The sequence below is a fragment of the Nocardioides sp. genome, assembly GCF_030149505.1.
Classification (GTDB): Bacteria; Actinomycetota; Actinomycetes; order Propionibacteriales; family Nocardioidaceae; genus Nocardioides.
Window position 1 is genome coordinate 1 of sequence record NZ_JASBRN010000048.1, and the last position, 20939, is coordinate 20939.

Here is a 20939-nt window from a genome sequence, read left to right on the forward strand (position 1 = left end):
GCAGAAGGTCGTCAGATCAGCGCAGGCGAAGGCGCCCGCACGGGTAGCGTCGTGCACGTCGAGGTCTTTCGGGTGGCTGGCGTAGGAACCGCCATCTTCGAAAGACCTCGACCTCTATCCCGGCACCGACGCGCCGACCCCAGCCGCGTCGTCCGCTACACCCTCAACTGTGAAGAGCCGGATTACCCTCCTGTCGCTGGGACAGATCGCCACATTGACCTTCGCAAGCGTCGCACTGCACTTCGTCATTGTCATGATCGCCCTCTGGATGGTGGGGATCCGCGTGAGATTCCTGGTCGCTAGTTTCGTTATGGCTATCGGGGCGGCGGTCGCCTTCGGATCATTGATCGCCGCTCGCATCGACCAGCAGGCCAGCTCGTCGCAGTTCTACGGGGATCCACTTCCGTTTCTCCCCGAGTCCGTCTCGTTCCGTGTCGGCGTGTGGACTCAAGAATCAATTCCCACCGCCTTCTCGCGACCATTTTTAGGCTTCGGAATGTCGGCGTACGACCGTCTTGACGAGTCCGGATTCGCACCCTTGCTACAGTGGACCTCGCCCGAATCGGAGTACATTCGAACTCTCGTAAGCTCGGGATTCTTTGGATTAACTTTCCAGGTTGTGCTCTTCGTCGCGTTCCTCCGCGTGCTTCGCCGTTGTTCGAGAGGCTTCGGAAGGGCGGGCTTTATTCCGATGGTTACCTTCGTAGGAATTCTGCTCATCTCGGCAATCCACGCGCACTTCACTAATCGCGGTGTGCCACTTCCCCTTTACTGTTTCGTCGCACCACTACTCTCTCTCGCTACAACAGGCGGCATGGCTCGGAACGCGCCGTCGGAAGGGCCCAGGCGCCCCAGCGGCAGCGGCAGCGGACGACGAGGATGACGCCCACAGCACCTGCATGCGGACGGGCGAACCCACCGACAATCGAGATATTTTCGGGAGAGCGCCACTCAACCGTGCGGACTTAACGCCTCGAGGGGGATGCGCCGGACGCCGGCACCTGCCGCGCCCGGTCCCGTGCAACGTGGTCTGTCCCGTGAGGAGCTACCCGATAATCATCCCGGCGCCGACGGTGATACCGGTGGCCTCGTCGATGAGGATGAACGAGCCAGTGGTGCGATTCTTCGAGTAGGCATCGCACAGCAATGGGACGGTGGTCCGCAGCTGGACGCGACCGATCTCGTTGACCCCGAGTTCCTTAGTCTCCTGGTCACGATGCAGCGTGTTGACGTCCAAGCGGTATTGGATGTCCTTGACCAGTGCCCGAGCCGTGCGGGTAGTGTGCTTGATGGCGAGCTTCTGACGCGGCTTCAGGGGCGCGGTGGTCATCCAGCAGACCATCGCATCAATGTCCTGGCTGGGCTGCGGAGCGTTCTTGACGCGCGCAATCATGTCGCCACGGGAGACGTCGACGTCGTCGGCGAGGCTGACGGTAACGCTCATTGGCGGGAAGGCCTCGGCGATCTCCTCGTCGAACAGATCGATCTTTGAGATCGTCGACGTCATCCCAGACGGCAGAACCACCACCTCGTCGCCGGGCTTGAGCACCCCACCGGCCACCTGGCCGGCGTAGCCGCGGTAGTCGTGGAACTCCTCCGACTTCGGTCGCACGACGTACTGGACGGGGAAGCGGGCGTCGATGAGGTCGCGGTCGGAGGCCACGTGGACGTGCTCGAGGTGGTGCATGAGCGTGGGCCCGGAGTACCACGGCATGTTCTCGCTGCGGTTGACCACGTTGTCGCCTTGCAGGGCCGAGATCGGGATGACCTCGAGGTCGGGGATCGAGAGCTTCGTGGCGAACTGCGTGAACTCGTCGTGGATCTTCTCGTAGATCTTCTGGTCGAAGTCGACGAGGTCCATCTTGTTGATGGCCAGCACCAGGTGCGGGACACGGAGCAGTGACAGGATCACCGCGTGGCGGCGCGACTGCTCGGTCAGCCCCTGGCGGGCGTCGACGAGCACGAGGCCGAGGTCCGCCGTGGAAGCGCCGGTCACCATGTTGCGGGTGTACTGCACGTGCCCGGGGGTGTCGGCGATGATGAACTTGCGGTTGGGCGTGGCGAAGTAGCGGTACGCGACGTCGATGGTGATGCCCTGCTCGCGCTCAGAGCGCAGGCCGTCGGTCAGCAGCGCGAGGTCGGTGTAGTCGTAGCCCTTGCCCTTCGAGGTCGCCTCGACGGCCTCGAGCTGGTCCTCGAAGATCGACTTCGAGTCGAGCAGCAGACGGCCGATGAGGGTCGACTTGCCGTCGTCCACCGAGCCGGCGGTGGCGAAGCGGAGCAGGTCCATGTTCTGCGTGACGTTCTCGACGACGTCGGCGGGGTTGGCGGCCATCAGAAGTAGCCCTCCTTCTTGCGGTCTTCCATGGCGGCCTCGGAGAACTTGTCGTCCCCGCGGGTGGCGCCGCGCTCGGTGACGCGGGCGACGGCAATCTCCTCGATGATCTCCTCGACCGTGCTGGCGGTGGACTCCACGCAGCCGGTCAGGGTGATGTCGCCACAGGTGCGGAAGCGGACGGTGCGCTCCTCGGCGACCTCCCCGTCCTTGCACGGGTTGAGCGGGGTCTCCGTCATGAGCATCCCGCCCCGCTCGAAGACGCGGCGCTGGTGCGCGAAGTAGATCGACGGGATCTCGATGCCCTCGCGGGCGATGTAGGACCACACGTCCAGCTCGGTCCAGTTCGAGATGGGGAAGATGCGCATGTGCTCGCCCTCGTGCAGGCGGCCGTTGTAGAGGCTCCACAGCTCGGGGCGCTGGTTCTTCGGGTCCCACTGGCCGAACTCGTCGCGGTGGGAGTAGACGCGCTCCTTGGCTCGCGCCTTCTCCTCGTCACGGCGGCCCCCACCGAAGGCGGCGGTGAAGCCGTTCTCCTCGATGGCGTTGAGCAGCGTGCCGATCTGCAGGCGGTTGCGCGAGGTCTTGCCGTCGTCGACCACCACGCCCTTGGCGATGGCGTCGTCGATGCTGGCGACCACGATGTTGACGCCGAGTCGGTTGACCCAGTTGTCCCGGGTCTGCAGCACCTCGGGGAAGTCCAGCCCGGTGTCGACCTGGAGCATCGGGAAGGGGATCTTCGCCGGGTAGAAGGCCTTCTCCGCGAGGCGGAGCATGACGATCGAGTCCTTGCCACCGCTGAACATCAGCACCGGCTTCTCGAACTCGGCTGCGACCTCGCGGAAAATGTGGATCGACTCCGCCTCCAGCTGGTCGAGCTGACTCAGCCGGTAGTCGGCGTGGGTGTCGGGCATGCGAAATGGACCTCTCCTGTGGGAAGCAGGCCTCATCGTAGTCACGGACGGGGCCCTGTCACTTCCGCGCGCCGCGGGACGAGTGAGGAGTGGCACGCCATCAGCCTCGTGAAGTCGCGTGTCGATGATGTTGCCGCTTCGTGACACCTCATGCCGAAGAGGCTCTCGGCGCCCGTTCCGCTTTACAGTGCGCAGGTGAAGATCGCTGTCGCCGGCCTCGGTTATGTCGGCCTCTCCAACGCCGTGATCCTGGCTCAGCGGCACCAGGTCTGGGCGGTGGACGTCGACCATGACCGGGTCGAGCTCGTCAACCAGCGGGGGTGCCCACTCGTCGACGCTGAGCTGGAGGACTACCTCGCGAGCAAGGCACTCGATCTCACCGCAACGACAGACGGTGCAGCGGCGTACTCCGGTGCCCGGTTCGTGGTCGTGGCGACTCCTACGGACTACGACCCCCAGACCAACCACTTCGACACCTCGACGGTGGAGTCGGTGATCACCGAGGTGAGACGGGTCAATCCCACCGCTGTCATCGTCATCAAGTCCACGATCCCGGTCGGGTTCACCGCCCGGATGCGTGGTGAGCACCTCGGGGCGCACATCATCTTTAGCCCTGAGTTCCTCCGCGAGGGTCGTGCCTTGCACGACAATCTGCATCCCTCACGGATCGTGGTGGGTGACCGAGGCGAGGACGGCAAGCGCTTCGCCGACCTGATGGTCGAAGGCGCGCTGGACACCGACATCCCGGTCCTTCTCACCGACTCCGCCGAGGCCGAGGCGATCAAGCTGTTCGCCAACACCTACCTCGCGCTGCGGGTGGCCTACTTCAACGAGCTCGACACCTACGCCGCCCGCCACGGCCTCTCCACCGCTCAGATCATCCAGGGAGTCGGGCTGGACCCGCGGATCGGGTCGCACTACAACAACCCCAGCTTCGGCTACGGCGGTTACTGCCTGCCGAAGGACACACGACAACTGCAGGCGAACTACCAGGACGTCCCGCAGAACCTGATCAGCGCGATCGTCGCAGCCAACACAACGCGCAAGGACTTCGTCGCCGACGACATCCTCCGCCGCCGCCCCTCGACGGTCGGCATCTATCGACTGGTGATGAAGGAGGGCTCGGACAACTACCGGATGTCCTCGATCCAGGGCGTCATGAAGCGGATCAAGGCCAAGGGTGTCGAAGTCCTCGTCCACGAGCCAACCCTCCAGGACGACACTTTCTTCGGCTCCGAGGTTGTACGGGACCTCGAGGAGTTCAAGAAGCGCAGCGACGTGATCGTCGCCAACCGGCGGGCAGAGGAACTCGACGACGTCGAGGATCGCGTCTACACCCGCGACCTCTACGGCCGGGACTGAACGCGCGACCAGTCCGCCTGAGACACCGCTCACTGCCTTGGTGAGGGCTGCTGGTTCAATGCCCTGAACCCGAGCAGCGGAGGCAGGACCTGTGGTCACCAGCGAGACCGACCAGCGCAAGCGCGCCCTCATCACCGGCGTGACCGGCCAGGACGGGTCGTACCTCGCCGAGCTGCTGCTCGGCAAGGGCTACGAGGTGCACGGCCTCATGCGGCGGGCGTCGTCGTTCAACACCTCGCGGATCGATCACCTCTACCAGGACGCCCACGACCCTGAGGCGCGACTCTTCCTTCACCACGGCGACATCACCGACACCAGCCGGCTGACCAGCCTGATCCAGTTCGTCCAGCCTGATGAGATCTACAACCTCGCCGCCCAGTCGCACGTGCGGGTGAGCTTCACCGAGCCAGAGCACACGACGCAGGTCACCGCCATCGGTGCCGCGCGGATCCTCGAGGCGCTGCGGCTCTCCGAGGTGCCCGCGCGGTTCTACCAGGCTTCCAGCTCGGAGATGTTCGGCGCGACCCCTCCGCCGCAGCGGGAGGACACCGCGCTGCACCCGCGCTCGCCGTACGGGGTGTCGAAGGTCTTCGCGCACTGGATGACCCGCAACTACCGCGACGGCTTCGGCATGCACGCCGTCAGCGGCATCCTCTTCAACCACGAGTCCCCTCGTCGCGGCGAGACGTTCGTGACCCGCAAGGTCACCCGCGCGGTCGCCCGGATCAAGGCCGGGCTGGAGACCGAGCTGTGGATGGGCAACCTCGACGCGGTGCGCGACTGGGGCTACGCCCCCGAGTACGTCGAGGGCATGTGGCGGATGCTGCAGGCCGACGAGCCGGACGACTTCGTGCTCGCGACCGGCACCGCCTGCTCGGTGCGCGACTTCGTCGAGGCCGCCTTCTCGCACGCTGGTCTGGACTGGGAGAAGCACGTGCGCTTCGACGAGCGCTACCTGCGGCCCACCGAAGTAGACGAGCTCATCGGCGACGCCTCGAAGGCGCAGTCGCACCTCGGTTGGAAGGCGTCCGTCACCGCGCTCGACCTCGCCCGGCTCATGGTCGACGCCGACATCGCGGCGCTCGAGCACGGCACCGGGTGGGTCGACACCCCGGACCTAGCCGATTGGCCGGTCGTTCCTCGTCGTTGAGTCGGCCTTCTCCGGGTTCCGCTTGCGCGGACCGGCGTAGTTCCAGGTGTCGAGCTCGCTGACTGTAGGGGCACCCATGAAGGGCAGGCCCTGCTCCTTGCGCAGGAAGCCCCAGACGATCGGCAGCAGGAGCAGGACGGCAAGGCCCACGAGCCCGATGAGAACCGGGTGGGTCTCCTCGCGGCCGAGCGGGGCCCAGCCGGCCTTGTCGAGCAGGGCGACGCCCGACATGGTCAGCACGACCACGATGCCGCGGCGAATGTAGGACTGCGGGACGCGCGGGGCGATCCGAGCGCCGATCAGTGTGCCCGGGACCGAGCCGGCGATCAGCGGGAGGGTGATCTCCCAGTCGAGGCCGTGGATCGCGATGTTGGCTATGGCGGCCGCGAGCACCAGCGGGACGGCCTGCACCAGGTCGGTCCCGACCAGCTTCACCGCCGAGAGCCCGGGGTAGAGCATGAGCAGGGCGATCATGATGACGGAGCCCGAGCCGACGCTCGTGATGCCGACCAGGAGGCCGCCGAGCATGCCGACCAGGAGGGTCGGGACGGGACGGACGGGCGGGTTGGGGTCTCCGGGGTCGCCGCCGGAGCGGACGCGGCGCAGGTTGATGTAAAGCCGGGCCGCGTAGGTCGCGGCGGCGAAGAGGAGCGCGAAGCCGATGCTCAGCTTGAGCACCCGGTCGAGCTCCTCGGCGTCGGTGGTGAACGCCTTGACGGCGTACGGGCCGGCGAAGGCCATCGGGACCGAGCCGATGATGAGCCACATCGCGAGCTTGAGGTTGGGCGAGCCCTCCCTGGCGTGGACCACCGCTCCGCCGGTCTTGTAGACCGCGGCGGCCGTGAGGTCGGCGGCCACGATCGTGGCTGCGGATCCACCACCGACGCCCAGGAAGATCAGCGCGGGGGTCATCAGGGCGCCGCCGCCCATGCCGGTGAGGCCGACGACCACGCCGACGGCGAAGCCGGCGACGACGATGGAGAGCGCGGTGAGGGTGAGGAGGTCCATCAGGCGGGGTCCTTGCTCTCGGTGCCGATGAGGGCGGCCAGGGCCGCGCGGAGGAGCTGCTCGATGTGCGCGGCGGCGGCCTCGGATGCCTCGGCGCCGCGGCGGTAGGGGTCGGCGACGTCGAGGTCAGGCGAGGCGGCGCTGCGCTGGGCGCCCACCGCCTCCAGCAGGGCCCGGCCGTGCAGGTCGTCATGGCCACCCAGCGACTCCACGAACTGCCCCAGAGTGAAGACCTTGCGGAAGAGCGCCGGGTGGTCGTCGAGGATGAACTGGCGGTGGTCGGCCTCCGCGGTCAGCACCACGTCGGCCCAGTCCAGCTCTGCCTTCGTCAGCGGGCGTGAACGGAACTCCTCGTGGCCGGTGATGCCGCGGGGGCCGAGGGTGACGACCATATCGGGGTTCATCGGGTGGTCGGTCCAGCCGTGGGTGCCGGCCGAGCGGAACTCGATCTCGGCGTCCGGGCCGGCCAGGTGGCGGGCGGTGACCTCCATGAAGGGGCTGCGGCAGATGTTGGCGGTGCAGACGAAGAGGACGTGGAGGGGCGACTCGCTGGCCGGGGTCTCGACGACGCTCGCTGGCGCTCGCTGCTCGACCGCCGGCGTCCTCCCCCCGTCAGCGTCGACCCGAACCTCGGAACTCGTGATGGAGTCGAGGGTGCGGCGCTGGAGCTCGTCTGCCGCGTCCGGGGTCTCGACGACGCTCGCTGGCGCTCGCTGCTCGACCGCCGGACCGCTGGTGAGGTCGAGGTAGCCGGACTGCTTCAGGGCCCGGATGACGTCCTCGAGGGCGTCGGGGATGGTGCGGCCGGTGGTGTCGACGACGACGTCGGCATCTGTGGGGACCTCGTAGGGGCTGGAGATGCCGGTGAACTCGGGGATCTCGCCACGGCGGGCCTTGGCGTAGAGGCCCTTGCGGTCGCGGCGCTCGCACTCCTCCAGCGGCGTCGCGACATGCACGAGGAAGAAGGCGCCGCCTGCCTCGTCGACCATCGCGCGAACCTGCTGGCGGGTCTCGTCGAACGGGGCGATCGGGCTGACCACGACCAGGCCGCCGTGGCGAGAGATCTCGGCGGCGACCCAACCGATCCGGCGGATGTTGGTCTCGCGGTCGGCCTTGGAGAAGGTGAGCCCGGCCGAGAGGTTCCGCCGCACGACGTCGCCGTCGAGGCTGGTGATGGTGCGGCTGCCCTGCTCAAGGATTTTGTCCACGAGCGCGCGGGCCAGGGTGGACTTGCCGCTGCCGGACAGTCCGGTGAAGAAGAGCACCAGGCCCCGCTCGTCCGGCGCGGGACGGTCGGCGGCCACGACGTCGACGACCTCAGGGGCGTAGTCGCCGTCGGGGTCGTCGGCCAGCGCGACGACGGGGTCGTCGCCGGCGTACGTCGCGAGGACCTGGATGCCGAGGGCATGGTCCGCCTCGGGGTCGTCGTGGGAGGCGAGGGGAACGGCGACGACCGCGGCGTCGGTAAGGGTCTCGGCGACCAGACGGGTGGCGCGGGTCAGCGCGACCGGGGACAGCTCGGGGGTGCCCGTGCCGACCAGCGGGACAAGGACGACCGGTCCGAGGGTGCGGACCTGCTCGACCTGCGCCACAGTGAGGGCGTCGGTGACCGGGACCCAGGTGCGGCCGGCGTACTGCGCGCGGGCCTCGGCCGGGGTGAGATAGAGGTCGCGGAAGGGGCCGTACTGCGCGTGGGTGAGCGGCTGGACCTCGCCGCCGGGCACGGTCACCCGGGCGAGCGGGAGGCCCTCGGGGTCGACCAACTCGACTGCACCGGCCTGCTCGGCCGAGGCGAAGACCTCCTCAGGCAGGCTGAGCGAGATGAGAGCTTCGCTGTCAGGTCCCGCGGTCTCGACGACGCTCGCTGGCGCTCGCTGCTCGACCATCACGTTGAAGCGGGTGATGGGGGCGAGGGCGCCCGTCGAGAGCAGCTCGAGGTCGTCGAGCTCGCGGGGCGTCGGGCAGTGCTGGGGCACAGCAGGGGTGTCGCTCACCCACGTATCTTGACAGAGGTAGTCGTGTTTCCCGCGGTGCCGGGCGCGGCGATAGCGTCCCCACATGGCATCCCCGCAGGTCGTGGCCGAGGTCGTGCGCTCCGGGTTCGTCGAGGGGCGGCACCACGGGTCCGTGGTGGCGCTGGCTCCCGACGGCTCGGTCGCGTGGGCGGTCGGTGAGGTCGACTCCCCCGTGCTGCCGCGATCGTGCAACAAGCCGCTGCAGGCCGTCGCCATGGTCGGGGCGGGCCTCGACCTGCCGCCCGACCTGCTGGCCACGGCGTGCGCGTCACACTCAGGGGAGGCGATGCACCTCGAGGCGGTGCAGCGCACCCTCGCCGGCGCCGGCCTGACCGAGGACGACCTGCAGTGCCCGGTGGACTGGCCGATGATCGACGGCGTACGGGACGAGGCACTGCGCTCGGGCGCGTCGGCATCGCGGCTCTTCATGAACTGCTCGGGCAAGCATGCAGCGATGCTGGCGACCTGCGTGGTGAACGGGTGGGACACCGCGACGTACCTCTCCCCCGACCACCCGCTGCAGCTGGCGATCCTCGCGACGTTCGCGCGGTTGACCGGGGAGCCCGTCGACACCGTCGCGGTCGACGGGTGCGGGGCGCCGCTGCTGTCCGCGTCGCTGACGGGGCTGGCGCGGGCGTTCCGGGCAATGGCCGTCGCGTCGTCGGGGGCCGAGTCTCGGGTGGCCGAGGCGATCCGGGCGCACCCGGAGCTGGTGTCGGGCTCCATGCGCGACGAGCTGGCACTGCTGCGGGCGGTGCCCGGCGCGATCGGGAAGGCCGGGGCGGAGGCCTGCTACGCGGTCGCGCTGCCGGACGGGCAGGCGTTCGCGCTGAAGATCGAGGACGGTGGTGCGCGGGCGCGACCGGTGGTGATGGCGGCCGCGCTGGAGCGGGCGGGGGTCTTGGATCTGCCTGGTGTCGACGCGGAAGCCGTGCGGCGTACTGGGGTGCACGTGCTGCTCGGGGGTGGGGTGCCGGTGGGTGAGGTGAGGGCTGCTTTCTAGGTCACCGGGTTTCGAGACGGTTGCAGAGCAACCTCCTCAACCGGCGGGGGTGGTCTCGACGCCCGCTCGTCGCTGACGCTCCTCACTGCTCGACCACCGGGGTACAGATAGGCTTCCCGCGTGCTGGACGTGCGGACGCTGGACCTGAACTTCTACCTCGTGGTGACCTTCGTGCTCCTCGTGGTGAAGATCTTCGCGTTCGTCAACGCGCTCACCCACTCCAACGAGGAGTACGAGGCGGCCGGAAAGCTCACCAAGATCGCCTGGAGCCTGATCCTGGGGCTCGGGGTCGTCGTGCAGCTGCTGCTCGCCGGGCCACTGGGGCTGCTCAACATCGTCTTCACCATCGCGGCGTTCGTGTACCTCGCTGACGTGCGGCCGGCCATCGCCGGGCTGCGTCGTCGCTGACTTGTTGCCGGCCTGAGGACCAGGTCGCACCCTGCTGTGGATCTGGGCTCCTAGGGTCGGAGGAGAGGACTCGCGGGGGGCGGGCCCCATCCGAGCGCAGGAGCGTGGGCCATGCACGACTTCGACATCCGACCCTGGGGCGAGTGGCAGGTCCTCGACGAGGGCGAGGGCTTCAAGGTCAAGCGCATCGTCGTGCGGCCGCACCAGCGGCTGAGCCACCAGACCCACGAGCACCGCGCCGAGAACTGGGTCGTCGCCAAGGGCACCTGCACCGCGGTGATCGACGGCGAGGTCGTCGTCGCGCGGGCGGGTGAGTCGATCTACGTCGAGATCGGTCAGGCGCACCGGATCACCAACGCGCACGACGAGCTGCTGGTGATCGTCGAAGTGCAGCTCGGGGCGTACACCGGTGAGGACGACATCTGTCGGCTGGAGGACGACTACGGGCGGGCTGAGGTGGCCTCGGCCTGAGGTTGCTCTTCGGGTCGCGGGGTTTCGTGGCTCGCTCCGCTCGCACCTCAACCAGCGGTCGGTCTCGACGACGCTCCTCGCTAGCGCTCGTCGCTGCTCGACCAGCCGAGGGGACGCTCGGCCATGGGTCGGCGCGGCAACCTGCCTGTGACCTCGCTCCGTTAAGGTTCTCGCAGCCGAGCCCCGCCGTCTCACGGGGCGGCGGAACCGAACGGAGCACTTGTGGAACTGCGGGACTACCTGCGCATCCTCCGGCGTCGGTGGATGCTCATCGCCACGCTGACGCTGCTCGTCGTCGGCGCCGCGGCGGCATACACCTTCACCTCGACCCCGCAGTACCAGTCGACGGCCCGGGTCTTCGTCTCCACCACGTCCTCCAACAGCGGCGAGTCGGTCGGCGACGCCTTCACCGGCGCGCAGTTCTCGCAGCAGCGCGTGACGTCGTATGCCGACCTGGTCGGCAAGAGCCGCGAGCTGGCCGATGTCGTCATCGACGACCTGGGCGCATCGATGACCACCGGCGAGCTCCTCGAGGCCGTCGAGGCGACCGTGGTTCCGGAGACGGTGATCATCGACCTCTCGGTGACGGATCCCTCCCCCGCGATGGCCCAGGCCCTCACGCAGGCCTACGCCACGGCCTTGAGCGACCTGATCCGCCAGCTCGAGACCCCGCCCGGCGCCAGCGAGCCGCTGATCCGCGCCAGCATCGTGGACTCCGCCTCGCTGCCCACGACCCCGGTCGCGCCGCAGCCCGTGCGGAACCTGGGGCTGGCGCTCGTTCTCGGCCTGCTGCTCGGCTTCGGCGTCGCCGTGCTGCGCGAGCTGCTGGACACGACGATCAAGTCCCCCGACGACCTCCGCGACGCCACCGAGGTGCCGCTGCTGGGCAGCATCGGCTACGACGCATCGATCCGCACCGAGCCACTGGTCACCTCCCTGGCCTCCCACGCACCCCGGGTCGAGGCGTTCAGGGTGCTCCGCACCAACCTGCAGTTCGTCGACGTCGATGCCGCGACCAAGGTCTTCGTCGTCACCTCCGCGCTGCCCGGCGAGGGCAAGACCACCACGGCAGTCAACCTCGCCATCACGCTGGCGCAGGCAGGCCAGAAGACGCTGCTGGTCGAGTGCGACCTGCGCCGCCCCAAGGCATCGCTCGCGCTCGGCCTCGACAACTCGATCGGCGTGACCACGGTGCTGGTCAACCGCGTCGCCTTCGAGGACGCCCTGCAGGAGCACTCCACCTCAGGACTGACCGTGCTCGGCAGCGGCGCCGTGCCGCCCAATCCCGCGGAGCTCCTGCAGTCCAAGGCGATGGCCGACATGCTCGAGAAGGCCAAGCAGCGCTTCGACACCATCATCATCGACGCCCCGCCCCTGCTGCCCGTCACCGACGCCGCGCTGCTCTCCGTGCAGGCCGACGGCGCCATCGTGGTCGCGGCCCACGGCAAGACCACCAGGGAGCAACTGGTCCAGGCCCAGGACCGACTGGCCCAGGTCGACGCCGAGCTGGTCGGCGTCATCCTCAACATGACCCCCACGCGCCGTCGTGGCGGGGGCTACGGGTACGGATACGGCTATGGGTACGGGTACGGGTACGGGTACGGCTATGCGCCTGAGACCGAGAAGTCGACCGCCGTCAAGAAGAAGGACCGGAAGAAGCAGCTCTGAGCGGTCCGGGTTTCGAGACGGTAGCAGAGCAACCTCCTCAACCGCCGGACGGCGACGTCCAGTGAGCTATTCCAACCGCCGGACGGGTCGGCGCTCGGCACCACCAGGCAGGGTCGCTGACGCTGCTCGTTGCTCGACCACCGGGACGCTCAGCAGGTGGTGCTCACCGTTCCGGAGTAGTCCTCGGGGCGAAGACCGGGAGTGACCCTGACTGGCACGGACGCGGCTGCCTGCGGCACCTCGACCTCCCAGGTGATGTCGGCAGGCTTGCCCGGCTCGAGAAGCAAGTAGACGGTGCTGACCTGGCGATCGCCGAGCATGGCGTCCTCGTCTGGGTCGAAGTCCTTGCCACGGATCGTGAAGCCAGAGACCGAGCCTCCCGACGGGGTCGCCATCCGCACCTGGACCAGCTGCTCCCCCGGCTCCGTGCTCACGTTCACCCCACCCGTGACGTAGCGCGGGAGTGTCGTCGGGTCGGCGGGCGGAGTTGACTCGAGTCGCATCTGGAGGGCGAGACGGGCGGTGCCGTCAGTGCAGCTGGTGCTCCGGGCCTTCACGTCGTAGTCGAGGTAGTAGGACATCTTCGAGCCGGTGCCGTCGAGCAGGCTGACATCGACCAGGCTGGCGGCGCCCTCGCCGTCCTCCGACGCACCCGCAACCCGCCGGGCCGCGATCTCGGCCTGCTCCGCCTCGTCGGTGAGGTTGACGTAGGCACGACCCTCGTCACCCGCCCGCACCAGCGCGCGCAGCAGGTCGCGGGGGTTGCCGACCCCTCCGCCGGCTACCCGGTCGAACACGGTCGCGGCGACGGTGCGGAAGAAGGCGTCCTGCTCCGTGGGGTCGGGGATGTCGGCGTACACCTGGCTGAGCAGGACGTCAACAGCGTTCTCCTGGGTCAGCGTGTAGGGGCCCACCTCGACCGGGCCGGTCGCGCCCAGGAGATAGGAGACGGCCACCGTGTCGACGGTGAGGACGCCGGCGAGCTCCTCGGGGTGCACCTCCTCCCAGCGAGCCCTCATGATCTCGGCGGCGCGCGGCCAGTCGGGGGTGAAGTTGGCGTCGAGCATGAAGGTGCCGAGCTTCTCGGAGTAGATGTCGACCTCGTCGTCGGTCAGGGGCAGCACCGGCTCGGCCCTCTCGCCGAACCGGGCGGCGGAGTCCTGGCGCCCGAGGGCTACGGCCCCATCGTCGGCGGAGACGATCGACATCGCGCCGGGCAGGCCGCCGGTGGCGCGGATCTCGGCGTTGTTCTGGAAGACCAGGAGGTAGTCGCGACGTCCCTCGGCTCCCAGCAGCTCCGGCAGCAGGTCGATTCCCACTGCGGCGGAGTCCATCGCCCCGGCGGCGTCACCGACGAGGACGGTGAGCTCGCGGTACTTGCTCTTGAACTGGCCGACGAAGCCGCTGGTGTCCTCAGCCGCCAGGTCGGCGCGGGCTGCGGTCAGAGCCTCGGCCGCCTGGCGGACCGGATCCTGGAGGTCGCGCACCGCGTCGAGGTCGATCGAGCCATCGGTCGGCAGCAGCCGGTCGAGCTGCGTGGCCTGGTCGGCCAGCGGGGCGATGCCCCTGTTGCTGAGGTCGGAGACGACCCGCGCCGCCGTACGGACACCCGAGGCGTCGTCGCCGACGACCGGAAGGGCGGTCGCGAGCGACCAGATGGCCCCGTCCGTCTGCTCTGCTGCCTTACGGGAGGAGGCCTGCAGCGAGGTCAGTGCGGTGTCGATGGTGGCCTGGTCCCCGGACTCCAAGGCCGTGCGGGTCGCCTCGGCGTCGCGGACCGCCTGCTGGAGGGAGTCGTTGACCTGCAGCGCCCGCCAGCCCACGAGCGCACCGAGCACCACGACGACGAGCAGGAGCAGACCGGAGGCCAGGAGGACGGCGCGGCGGCGAGACATGCGGAGACCCTATCGACGGTGGAGACTGTCAGCGCGGAGGGGACGCACGAAGACCCCCGTCCGAGGACGGGGGCCTTCGCAGAAGCTCAGGTGCTGCCGACGCGGAGCGTCAGAGGCGGATGACCTTCTTGGACTTGTCGCAAGGGTCCTTCTTGCCACGCTGGTAGAGCGCGATGATCTTGGTGGTGGGGGCCGGGACCTTGGCATTGAACGGCACGCGCTCACCCGGAGCCTTGTCGCGCTCGCGCAGGACGCGCTTGCCGTTCTTGTAGATCAGGGTGACGGTGCCGGTGCACTGGCCAGCGTCGCCCGGGACGCCGAGGCGAACGACGATCCGCTCCTTCTTGCCGGCCTCGACGTTGCCGTCGGTGCCGGTCTTGACGTCGGTCTCGACGGTGGGCTCGTACGCGGCGTGAGCGGCGGTGCCGGAGAACGCCAGCATCACGCCAGCCGCGGTGGCAGCGATGATCTTCTTCATGTGAGACTCCCCATGAGGCGCTTGCGGCACCCAGGTTGTAAATGGACGTGGTAAAGACAACCACAGGTGAGGTGCCCTGCGCGACCCCGTCTCGGAATCCCCAGGGGTGAAGGCCGAGAAGTTCACGCTGTCGAAACATGGGGTGCGACCTGCGACGACGTCGCAGTCAGCGGTAGGCGGAGCTCGAAGCGCGCGCCCTGGGCTGTTGGCGCCAGCCGGGCGGAGCCGGCGTGCGCCTCGGCGATCGCCCGCACGATGGCCAGCCCGAGCCCGGCGCCGCCACGGTCGGCGGCGACGCCGCGGTGGCTGCGGTCGAAGACGCGCGGGGCCTCGTCGACGGGCACGCCCGGCCCGTCGTCGGCGACCCAGACGACCAGCTCGCCGTCGTCGACGCGGGCGCCCAGCTCGACGCGGGGGTCGGCACCGGCGTGCTTGACGGCGTTGGCGACCAGCTGGGTGACGGCCTGCGCCAGCCGGTGGGGGTCGGCGGTGATCACGAGGCCGTCAGGGACGTCGGCGACCAGCGCGAGCGGGGTGAGCGTCGAGAGCCGGCGGTGCAGGTCGACGAGGAACGTCGCGACCTTCACGCGGTCCGGCCGCAGGAAGTCGGGGTGCTCGGCGCGGGCCAGGAGGAAGAGGTCGTCGACCATCCGGGAGAGCCGGTCCAGCTCGTCGAGGACCAGCCGGGTCGTCTCGGCCCGCTCCTCGGGTGTCTCGTCGAGCTCCAGCAGCTCCACCTGGCCGCGGATCACCGTGAGCGGCGTCCGTAGCTCGTGGCTGGTGTCGTCGAGGAAGCGCCGCTGCGAGGTGAATGCCTCCTCGAGCCGCCCCAGCATGTCGTTGAAGGCCTCGGCGATCTGCGACGCCTCGTCCCCGCCGCGGGTGGGATGCGACGCGACAGGTCGGTGTCGGAGATCTCCCGTGCGGTCTGGGCCAGCACCACCAGCGGCCGCAGCACCCGCCCGGCGAGCACCGCCCCCAGCGTCGTGGCCAGGAGCAGTGCGAGCAGGCTGATCAGCTGCTGGGTCTGCAGCGACTCGGCGATCTCCTCCCGCTCGAAGGAGGGGAAGTTGGCCACCACGAAGAGCCCCTGCTCGCCTCCGCTGCCGGTCAGCGGCAGCGCGACGTACTCCGCCGGCCCCGCCGCCGTCTCCCGCTCGCCGCGCTCCTCCTCGGTGAGCGAGAGCCAGTACGTCGTGGCGGCGCCGAGCTGGTCGGGAGCGGCGGCGTCCGAGGCACGGCGCGACGCCACCAGGCGGCCGTCGAGGAAGGCCAGCAGCGTCTCCCCCTCGTCGGGGACCTCGCGGGAGAAGTAGACCTCGAAGATCGCTGCCAGGTCCCCGTCGAACGGTCGGCCGGTGCGGGGGTCGTTGCCGTCGGCCAGCAGCCGGAACTCCTGCGCCTCGCGCGCCAGGGACTCCGAGACCTCCTCGTCGAGCTGGTTGAGCAGCGCCGCGCGCAGCAGGAGCACCGAGCCGAGGGAGGAGATGACGAGCACCAGGACCACCACGGCGAGGATGCGGACCCGCATCCCGCCCAGGAGCCCCCGCACCCACGTCACCCGGGAAGCGTAGGGCGGGACCCCTCACCCCCTCCGGGTGCCATTAGGTAGCCCGGATCCCGCGATCGAACGCTTCCACGAGAGCAACAGCCTGCGCGCGCCACACCCGATCCCGTTTCTCAGCCGCCCAAACTCTCTCAAGCGGACTCACACAGACAGACCACTGGTCGAGGAGGATTCGACGCTCCTCAACCCCGAGAAGCGCCGCGCAGACCTGTCCCCACAACCGCATGAGGGCCAGTGACGGATCGACGCCCTCCGCGAGCAGGACTGGAAGGAGGTCCTCGTCGTATAGACGGTCCGCGAGATAGGTAGAGCCGAGATACCACCGACGGACAACGGCAAGGTCCTGGGCGTCTTTGAGCTGATTCCAGGCCAAACGGTCATGAAGTGCGGCGATCTTCAGGAGGTCGTGGGTGTGCACCATCGGCGATGAATCACCCAAGGCTTTCGCCCAGACGTTTCTGCAGTGCGCCCCCACCAACATCAGTCGCGAGATGTCGGCGCCTCGATCAAGCAGGTCCTCGACGACACGGTCGACCACGGACAGGTCGACGCGACCAAGGTCTGCCGTCTCAGCCAGCATGGAGTCGGAAAAAGTCGTGTCCCGCGGTGCGGACCCTGGCATCCTGCGACGACATGAGCTCGGCATACGTCACGACCCACGGGATGCTGTGTCGTTGGTCAGGCGTAGGCGACTGCCAGAACCGACGCAGCACGATGGTGTTGGCCTCGCCCTGCTCGGCGGTGCGCAGCCGCAGACCGGAGAGCAGCGGGCCATCGATTTGAGGGGTGTAGACGGTGACCCGGGCGGGCTGAAGCAGGTCCCGGACAGCCCACTCACCTCCGAGCAGGGCATCGCTCGAGGCGACAGGCCACCGGTGAGGGTCCGAGTAAAAGGCGCCGATCTCCATTTTACGGCGAAGACCCCCAGGAAAGGCGGCCGCCCAGTTCAGCGCCAACCCGTGGATGTCGGTCAGGTGGGACGTCCGTGCCAGTCGATCGATGTACCCCAAGCTCTCCAGCGCCGAAAGCACGTCGTGCACGAGCCCGACAGACGTTCCAGCCACCTGGGCGATCTGACGGACGGGCTTGTCTAGGACCTCCGGCCAGGACAAGAGGACTGCGAGGACCTGGGCTCGTCCAGCACTGTAGAGGTTGGTCGTCGGCGCGCCGGAGGCTCCTGTTCGCCCCGACTTCAGAGGCGTGCGCGGCGTACCGGTTCCACTCAAGGCGACCACCACTTCATCGAAGGCGATGCTGGCGCCGCCGCACGAGTCGACGTAGTCGATGCCCGCGCGCCGCAACATCGAGCCTGTCTTCGTGGTGATCTTGTCGCTGATGAGGAGGAGGGGGGTGCCGAGCGCAGCACCGCTCGTCAGCAGATGCTTGGCCTGGGCTGCAGGCATCACGACGGCGTCGTACACGCGGCTGTGCTGGCGAACTGCGAGGCGGGCTTGGCCGTGCCCTGTGTCCTGCAGCTGCGGCGACGCCTCGATCCGCACCTGCCACTCCGCCAACTGCGCGGTGACCTCGCCCCAGAACTCGGGCGAAGCGTGCACGCCGTTCAAGAAAGTCATTTGTTCAAAATAACTGAACGTCGACGTTAGTTGAACAAGGTTGCCGCCCTCTGGCAGCAATGGCACTGGGCCGACCCGTTGTCCACGGGTCGGCCCAGTTTAGTCACTAAACAGGCGTCAGCCGACGGAGATCTCGACCTCCGCGACGGAGCCGGTCTGCGCGGTGACCTTGCGGTCGACGGGGTCGGCCTTCGGGGCCAGGGTGCGCAGGGTCCACTCACCGTCGCCGGCGAAGAACCGGAAGTGGCCGGTGGCCGAGGTCGGGACCTCGGCGGTGAACTCGCCGGACTTGTCGAGCAGGCGCACGTAGGCGCTGCCGACCGGCTCACCGTCGCGGACCACGCGGCCCTGGATGACGGCCTCCTTGGCGACGTTGACGCCGTCGAGGGAGAGTCCGCCCTCGGTCGCGCCGCACATCAGGCGTCCGCCTGGCCGGGCTCGTCGCCCAGGACGACCGGGACGCCGACGAGCGAGCCGTACTCGGTCCACGAGCCGTCGTAGTTCTTCACGTTCTCCTCGCCCAGCAGCTCCTTGAGGACGAACCAGGTGTGGCTCGAGCGCTCGCCGATGCGGCAGTAGGCGATGGTGTCCTTGCTCCAGTCGACGCCGGCCTCGGTGTAGATCTGGCGCAGCTCGTCGTCGGACTTGAAGGTGCCGTCGTCGTTGGCCGCCTTGCTCCACGGCACGTTGGCCGCGGTCGGGATGTGGCCGGCGCGCTGGGCCTGCTCCTGGGGCAGGTGGGCGGGGGCCATCAGGCGACCGGCGTACTCGTCGGGGCTGCGGACGTCGACCAGGTTCTGCGTGCCGATCGCGGCCACGACCTCGTCGCGGTACGCGCGGATCGAGGAGTCCTGCTCGGTCGCGGTATAGGAGGTCTTCTCGCGGGTGGGCAGCTCGTCGGTGAGCTCGCGGGAGTCCAGCTCCCACTTCTTGCGGCCGCCGTCGAGGAGCTTGACGTCGGAGTGGCCGTAGAGCTTGAAGTACCAGTATGCGTAGGCGGCGAACCAGTTGTTGTTGCCGCCGTACAGGACGACGGTGTCGTCGTTGGCGACGCCGCGGTCCGACAGCAGCGCCTCGAACTGGGCCTTGTTGACGAAGTCGCGGCGGACCTGGTCCTGCAGGTCGGTCGTCCAGTCGAGCTTGATGGCGCCCTTGATGTGGCCCTTGTCGTAGGCCGCGGTGTCCTCGTCGACCTCGATCAGCACCACCTTGGGGTCGTCGAGGTGGTCCTCCACCCACTGGGCGGAGACGAGGGTGTTCTCGCGGGTCATCGGTTGAGCCTTTCGTTGGGTACGGCGGTACGTCGGTGAGGTCTGGTCGGTCGGCCCGGGTGCGGGCCCGGTCGAGGTGGGGGGTGCGGCGCGCTCTCAGGCGGCGGCGCGGCGGAACAGCAGGTACATCTCGCAGCCGAGGCAGAAGCGGAACACGGCGTTGAGCAGCGCGGCGACCAGGGCGAACCCGATCGCGGTCTGGGCCACGACGATCCCGCCGGCGGCGTAGGCGATCAGGGCGACGACGGTGAAGCCGAGGCCGACCGCCTGGGCGAACCGCGGCGGGGCCGGGTCCTCCAGCTCGGTGGGGGCCGCGAGCCGCGGGCGCACGAAGGTCTTGAAGAGCCAGGCGTGCGGGGTGCGCTGGACACCGCGGGTGGCACCGAGCGCGAAGAGCGCCGCCTGGACGGCGGTCAGCACGAGCGCGGCCGTCGGGGGCAGGAGCAGGACCGCGACGAGCACGACGGCGGTCAGGCTCGCGGCGAACTGCGGGCCGCGGGGGTCGATGCCGGCGGGCGCCTGCTGGGCGGCCTGGGCCTGGGGGTCGAACGTGGTGGACATGTCTCTCCTGGGCGACTCGTCATGGGTGCGTCGGGGACGCGACGAGGCGGTCGAACGGCTGGACGGGGAAGGGTCAGCGCATCGACGTACGACACAGGCTGGAGCGGGAGCGGCAGTAGTCGACTGCGCGCCGCTTCGTGAGCCAGGTCGTGGACATGACAGGAACAGTAGGTTCCGGGCCCGATCTATTCCCAATCCGTGTCTCGACATGTGGATGGTGCTTCCATCATGTGAGATCCAGTCGCCCTCTCGAGCGTGGGTCAGACGCCGGACGACCGCCCTCCGGCGTACCGGACCGCCACGGTCGCTCCCCCGCTAGGGTCCCGGCATGCCCACCGCCCTGATCACCGGCGTGGCCGGCCAGGACGGTGTGTACCTGGCGCGCAGTTGAGTCCCCGATAGTGGTGTAGCGCGGTCGCCAGGATCGTCACCGGCGTGTACGCCAGACGAAGCAGCGGCCACCGCGTGATCCTTCGAGTGAACCTCTCACAGCACTCTCGAATGGAGTCATCACGATGACCGCTCCTCACATTGTCGACCCTGCCCGCCTGCTCGGTGAAGCCCTGGCCGAGGCGTCCCCGGATCTGATGCGATCGCTGCTGCAGACGATGATCAACGCCCTGCTGTCCGCGGATGCCGACGCCGTCGTCGGCGCCGAGTACGGCCGCCCCACCCCGGGCCGGACCGCGCAGCGCAACGGCTACCGCCACCGCGACCTCGACACCCGCGTCGGCACCATCGACGTCGCCATCCCCAAGCTCCGCAAGGGCACCTACTTCCCCGAGTGGCTGCTCGAGCGCCGCAAGCGCGCAGAGACGGCGCTGATCACCGTGGTCGCCGACTGCTACCTCGCCGGCGTCAGCACGCGGCGGATGGACAAGCTGGTCAAGACCCTCGGCATCGACTCGCTGTCGAAGTCGCAGGTCTCACGGATGGCCGCCGAGCTTGACGCCCATGTCGAGGAGTTCCGCCACCGCCCGCTGGATGCCGCTGGCCCGTTCACCTTCGTGGCCGCGGACGCCCTGACGATGAAGGTCCGCGAAGGCGGACGGGTCATCAACGCCGTGGTGCTGCTGGCGACCGGTGTCAACGGCGACGGGCACCGCGAGGTCCTGGGGATGCGCGTAGCCACATCCGAGACAGGTGCTGCGTGGAATCAGTTCTTCGCCGACCTCACAGCACGCGGCCTGTCCGGGGTCCGGCTGGTCACCTCAGATGCCCACCCGGGCCTGGTCGACGCGATCGCAGCGAACCTGCCC

The 20939-nt window shown here is 68.8% G+C and carries 21 protein-coding genes; 8 read left to right on the forward strand and 13 right to left on the reverse strand.

Annotated features, from left to right (window positions below; all coding sequences use genetic code 11):
• Positions 1-169 precede the first annotated feature (169 nt).
• A complete protein-coding gene (locus Q1V71_RS10835) occupies positions 170-883 on the forward strand; it encodes an O-antigen ligase family protein (RefSeq protein WP_300643717.1) in 714 nt (237 codons plus the stop codon).
• 162 nt (positions 884-1045) lie between these two features.
• Here Q1V71_RS10835 and cysN read toward each other — a convergent pair whose 3' ends face one another.
• Together cysN and cysD are read right to left on the reverse strand one after the other, a co-directional pair.
• Positions 1046-2335 (reverse strand): sulfate adenylyltransferase subunit CysN, encoded by a 1290-nt coding sequence (gene cysN / locus Q1V71_RS10840; protein ID WP_300643719.1) that lies wholly within the window; start codon positions 2333-2335, stop codon positions 1046-1048.
• Complete coding sequence (gene cysD, locus Q1V71_RS10845) at positions 2335-3249, reverse strand: sulfate adenylyltransferase subunit CysD (RefSeq protein WP_300643721.1); 915 nt, start codon at positions 3247-3249, stop codon at positions 2335-2337. The genes cysN and cysD overlap by 1 nt, the downstream gene beginning before the upstream one ends.
• A gap of 195 nt (positions 3250-3444) precedes the next feature.
• On the opposite strand from cysD, the gene Q1V71_RS10850 reads away from it, so the two are divergent.
• Both Q1V71_RS10850 and gmd read left to right on the forward strand, forming a co-directional pair.
• Positions 3445-4611: a nucleotide sugar dehydrogenase gene (locus tag Q1V71_RS10850; RefSeq protein ID WP_300643723.1), complete on the forward strand. Its 1167-nt coding sequence runs from the start codon at positions 3445-3447 to the stop codon at positions 4609-4611.
• A gap of 91 nt (positions 4612-4702) precedes the next feature.
• Complete coding sequence (gene gmd / locus Q1V71_RS10855; protein ID WP_300643725.1) at positions 4703-5761, forward strand: GDP-mannose 4,6-dehydratase; 1059 nt, start codon at positions 4703-4705, stop codon at positions 5759-5761.
• Here the strand turns inward: gmd and Q1V71_RS10860 are convergent.
• Complete coding sequence (locus Q1V71_RS10860; protein ID WP_300643727.1) at positions 5729-6769, reverse strand: sulfite exporter TauE/SafE family protein; 1041 nt, start codon at positions 6767-6769, stop codon at positions 5729-5731. The genes gmd and Q1V71_RS10860 overlap by 33 nt on opposite strands.
• Positions 6769-8763, reverse strand: coding sequence for an adenylyl-sulfate kinase (gene cysC / locus Q1V71_RS10865; protein WP_300643729.1), 1995 nt, complete (start codon positions 8761-8763; stop codon positions 6769-6771). Before cysC ends, Q1V71_RS10860 begins: the two co-directional genes overlap by 1 nt.
• A 64-nt stretch (positions 8764-8827) precedes the next feature.
• Here cysC and Q1V71_RS10870 point away from each other — a divergent pair, with 64 nt between their 5' ends.
• From Q1V71_RS10870 to Q1V71_RS10885, 4 genes are all read left to right on the forward strand, one after another.
• Positions 8828-9787: an asparaginase gene (locus Q1V71_RS10870; protein WP_300643731.1), complete on the forward strand. Its 960-nt coding sequence runs from the start codon at positions 8828-8830 to the stop codon at positions 9785-9787.
• A 120-nt stretch (positions 9788-9907) separates the two neighbouring features.
• Positions 9908-10195 carry a DUF2516 family protein gene (locus Q1V71_RS10875; RefSeq protein WP_300643733.1) on the forward strand — a complete coding sequence of 96 codons (288 nt, stop codon included), beginning with the start codon at positions 9908-9910 and terminating at the stop codon, positions 10193-10195.
• A 111-nt stretch (positions 10196-10306) separates the two neighbouring features.
• On the forward strand, positions 10307-10666 hold the full coding sequence (locus Q1V71_RS10880; protein ID WP_300643735.1) for a phosphomannose isomerase type II C-terminal cupin domain: 360 nt from the start codon (positions 10307-10309) through the stop codon (positions 10664-10666).
• 222 nt (positions 10667-10888) lie between these two features.
• Positions 10889-12334, forward strand: a complete 1446-nt coding sequence (locus Q1V71_RS10885) for a polysaccharide biosynthesis tyrosine autokinase (protein ID WP_300643737.1) — start codon at positions 10889-10891, stop codon at positions 12332-12334.
• 149 nt (positions 12335-12483) lie between these two features.
• Here Q1V71_RS10885 and Q1V71_RS10890 read toward each other — a convergent pair whose 3' ends face one another.
• The 9 genes from Q1V71_RS10890 to Q1V71_RS10930 form a co-directional block, all read right to left on the reverse strand.
• The gene (locus Q1V71_RS10890) at positions 12484-14229 is read right to left on the reverse strand and encodes a DUF4012 domain-containing protein (RefSeq protein ID WP_300643739.1); all 1746 of its coding nucleotides are present in this window, start codon (positions 14227-14229) and stop codon (positions 12484-12486) included.
• Positions 14230-14338: 109 nt separating this feature from the next.
• Entirely contained in the window at positions 14339-14707 is a 369-nt protein-coding gene (locus tag Q1V71_RS10895) for a hypothetical protein (protein ID WP_300643741.1), read from the reverse strand.
• A gap of 122 nt (positions 14708-14829) precedes the next feature.
• Positions 14830-15543: a cell wall metabolism sensor histidine kinase WalK gene (locus Q1V71_RS10900; RefSeq protein ID WP_300643743.1), complete on the reverse strand. Its 714-nt coding sequence runs from the start codon at positions 15541-15543 to the stop codon at positions 14830-14832.
• Positions 15456-16268 carry a HAMP domain-containing protein gene (locus Q1V71_RS10905; RefSeq protein WP_300643745.1) on the reverse strand — a complete coding sequence of 271 codons (813 nt, stop codon included), beginning with the start codon at positions 16266-16268 and terminating at the stop codon, positions 15456-15458. Before Q1V71_RS10905 ends, Q1V71_RS10900 begins: the two co-directional genes overlap by 88 nt.
• A 43-nt stretch (positions 16269-16311) precedes the next feature.
• A complete protein-coding gene (locus tag Q1V71_RS10910) occupies positions 16312-16854 on the reverse strand; it encodes a hypothetical protein (RefSeq protein ID WP_300643746.1) in 543 nt (180 codons plus the stop codon).
• On the reverse strand, positions 16844-17848 hold the full coding sequence (locus Q1V71_RS10915) for a type IV toxin-antitoxin system AbiEi family antitoxin (RefSeq protein WP_300643748.1): 1005 nt from the start codon (positions 17846-17848) through the stop codon (positions 16844-16846). The genes Q1V71_RS10910 and Q1V71_RS10915 overlap by 11 nt, the downstream gene beginning before the upstream one ends.
• A gap of 117 nt (positions 17849-17965) precedes the next feature.
• Positions 17966-18265 (reverse strand): DUF1416 domain-containing protein, encoded by a 300-nt coding sequence (locus Q1V71_RS10920; protein WP_300643750.1) that lies wholly within the window; start codon positions 18263-18265, stop codon positions 17966-17968.
• Positions 18265-19119 carry a sulfurtransferase gene (locus tag Q1V71_RS10925; protein ID WP_300643752.1) on the reverse strand — a complete coding sequence of 285 codons (855 nt, stop codon included), beginning with the start codon at positions 19117-19119 and terminating at the stop codon, positions 18265-18267. Before Q1V71_RS10925 ends, Q1V71_RS10920 begins: the two co-directional genes overlap by 1 nt.
• A gap of 96 nt (positions 19120-19215) precedes the next feature.
• Positions 19216-19680 carry a DUF4395 domain-containing protein gene (locus Q1V71_RS10930; protein WP_300643754.1) on the reverse strand — a complete coding sequence of 155 codons (465 nt, stop codon included), beginning with the start codon at positions 19678-19680 and terminating at the stop codon, positions 19216-19218.
• A 515-nt stretch (positions 19681-20195) separates the two neighbouring features.
• On the opposite strand from Q1V71_RS10930, the gene Q1V71_RS10935 reads away from it, so the two are divergent.
• The coding region (locus Q1V71_RS10935; protein WP_300643756.1) for an IS256 family transposase at positions 20196-20939 on the forward strand (744 nt) is incomplete at its 3' end.

Bases quoted from the DNA above. Each gene is read 5' to 3' on its own strand.
- Q1V71_RS10890 (WP_300643739.1), bottom strand. From the start codon at position 14,229: ATGTCTCGCCGCCGCGCCGTCCTCCTGGCCTCCGGTCTGCTCCTGCTC.
- Q1V71_RS10900 (WP_300643743.1), bottom strand. From the start codon at position 15,543: ATGCTGGGGCGGCTCGAGGAGGCATTCACCTCGCAGCGGCGCTTCCTC.
- Q1V71_RS10920 (WP_300643750.1), bottom strand. From the start codon at position 18,265: ATGTGCGGCGCGACCGAGGGCGGACTCTCCCTCGACGGCGTCAACGTC.
- cysN (WP_300643719.1), bottom strand. From the start codon at position 2,335: ATGGCCGCCAACCCCGCCGACGTCGTCGAGAACGTCACGCAGAACATG.
- cysD (WP_300643721.1), bottom strand. From the start codon at position 3,249: ATGCCCGACACCCACGCCGACTACCGGCTGAGTCAGCTCGACCAGCTG.
- Q1V71_RS10880 (WP_300643735.1), top strand. From the start codon at position 10,307: ATGCACGACTTCGACATCCGACCCTGGGGCGAGTGGCAGGTCCTCGAC.
- Q1V71_RS10860 (WP_300643727.1), bottom strand. From the start codon at position 6,769: ATGGACCTCCTCACCCTCACCGCGCTCTCCATCGTCGTCGCCGGCTTC.
- Q1V71_RS10915 (WP_300643748.1), bottom strand. From the start codon at position 17,848: ATGACTTTCTTGAACGGCGTGCACGCTTCGCCCGAGTTCTGGGGCGAG.
- Q1V71_RS10870 (WP_300643731.1), top strand. From the start codon at position 8,828: ATGGCATCCCCGCAGGTCGTGGCCGAGGTCGTGCGCTCCGGGTTCGTC.
- Q1V71_RS10910 (WP_300643746.1), bottom strand. From the start codon at position 16,854: ATGCTGGCTGAGACGGCAGACCTTGGTCGCGTCGACCTGTCCGTGGTC.
- Q1V71_RS10930 (WP_300643754.1), bottom strand. From the start codon at position 19,680: ATGTCCACCACGTTCGACCCCCAGGCCCAGGCCGCCCAGCAGGCGCCC.
- Q1V71_RS10925 (WP_300643752.1), bottom strand. From the start codon at position 19,119: ATGACCCGCGAGAACACCCTCGTCTCCGCCCAGTGGGTGGAGGACCAC.
- Q1V71_RS10895 (WP_300643741.1), bottom strand. From the start codon at position 14,707: ATGAAGAAGATCATCGCTGCCACCGCGGCTGGCGTGATGCTGGCGTTC.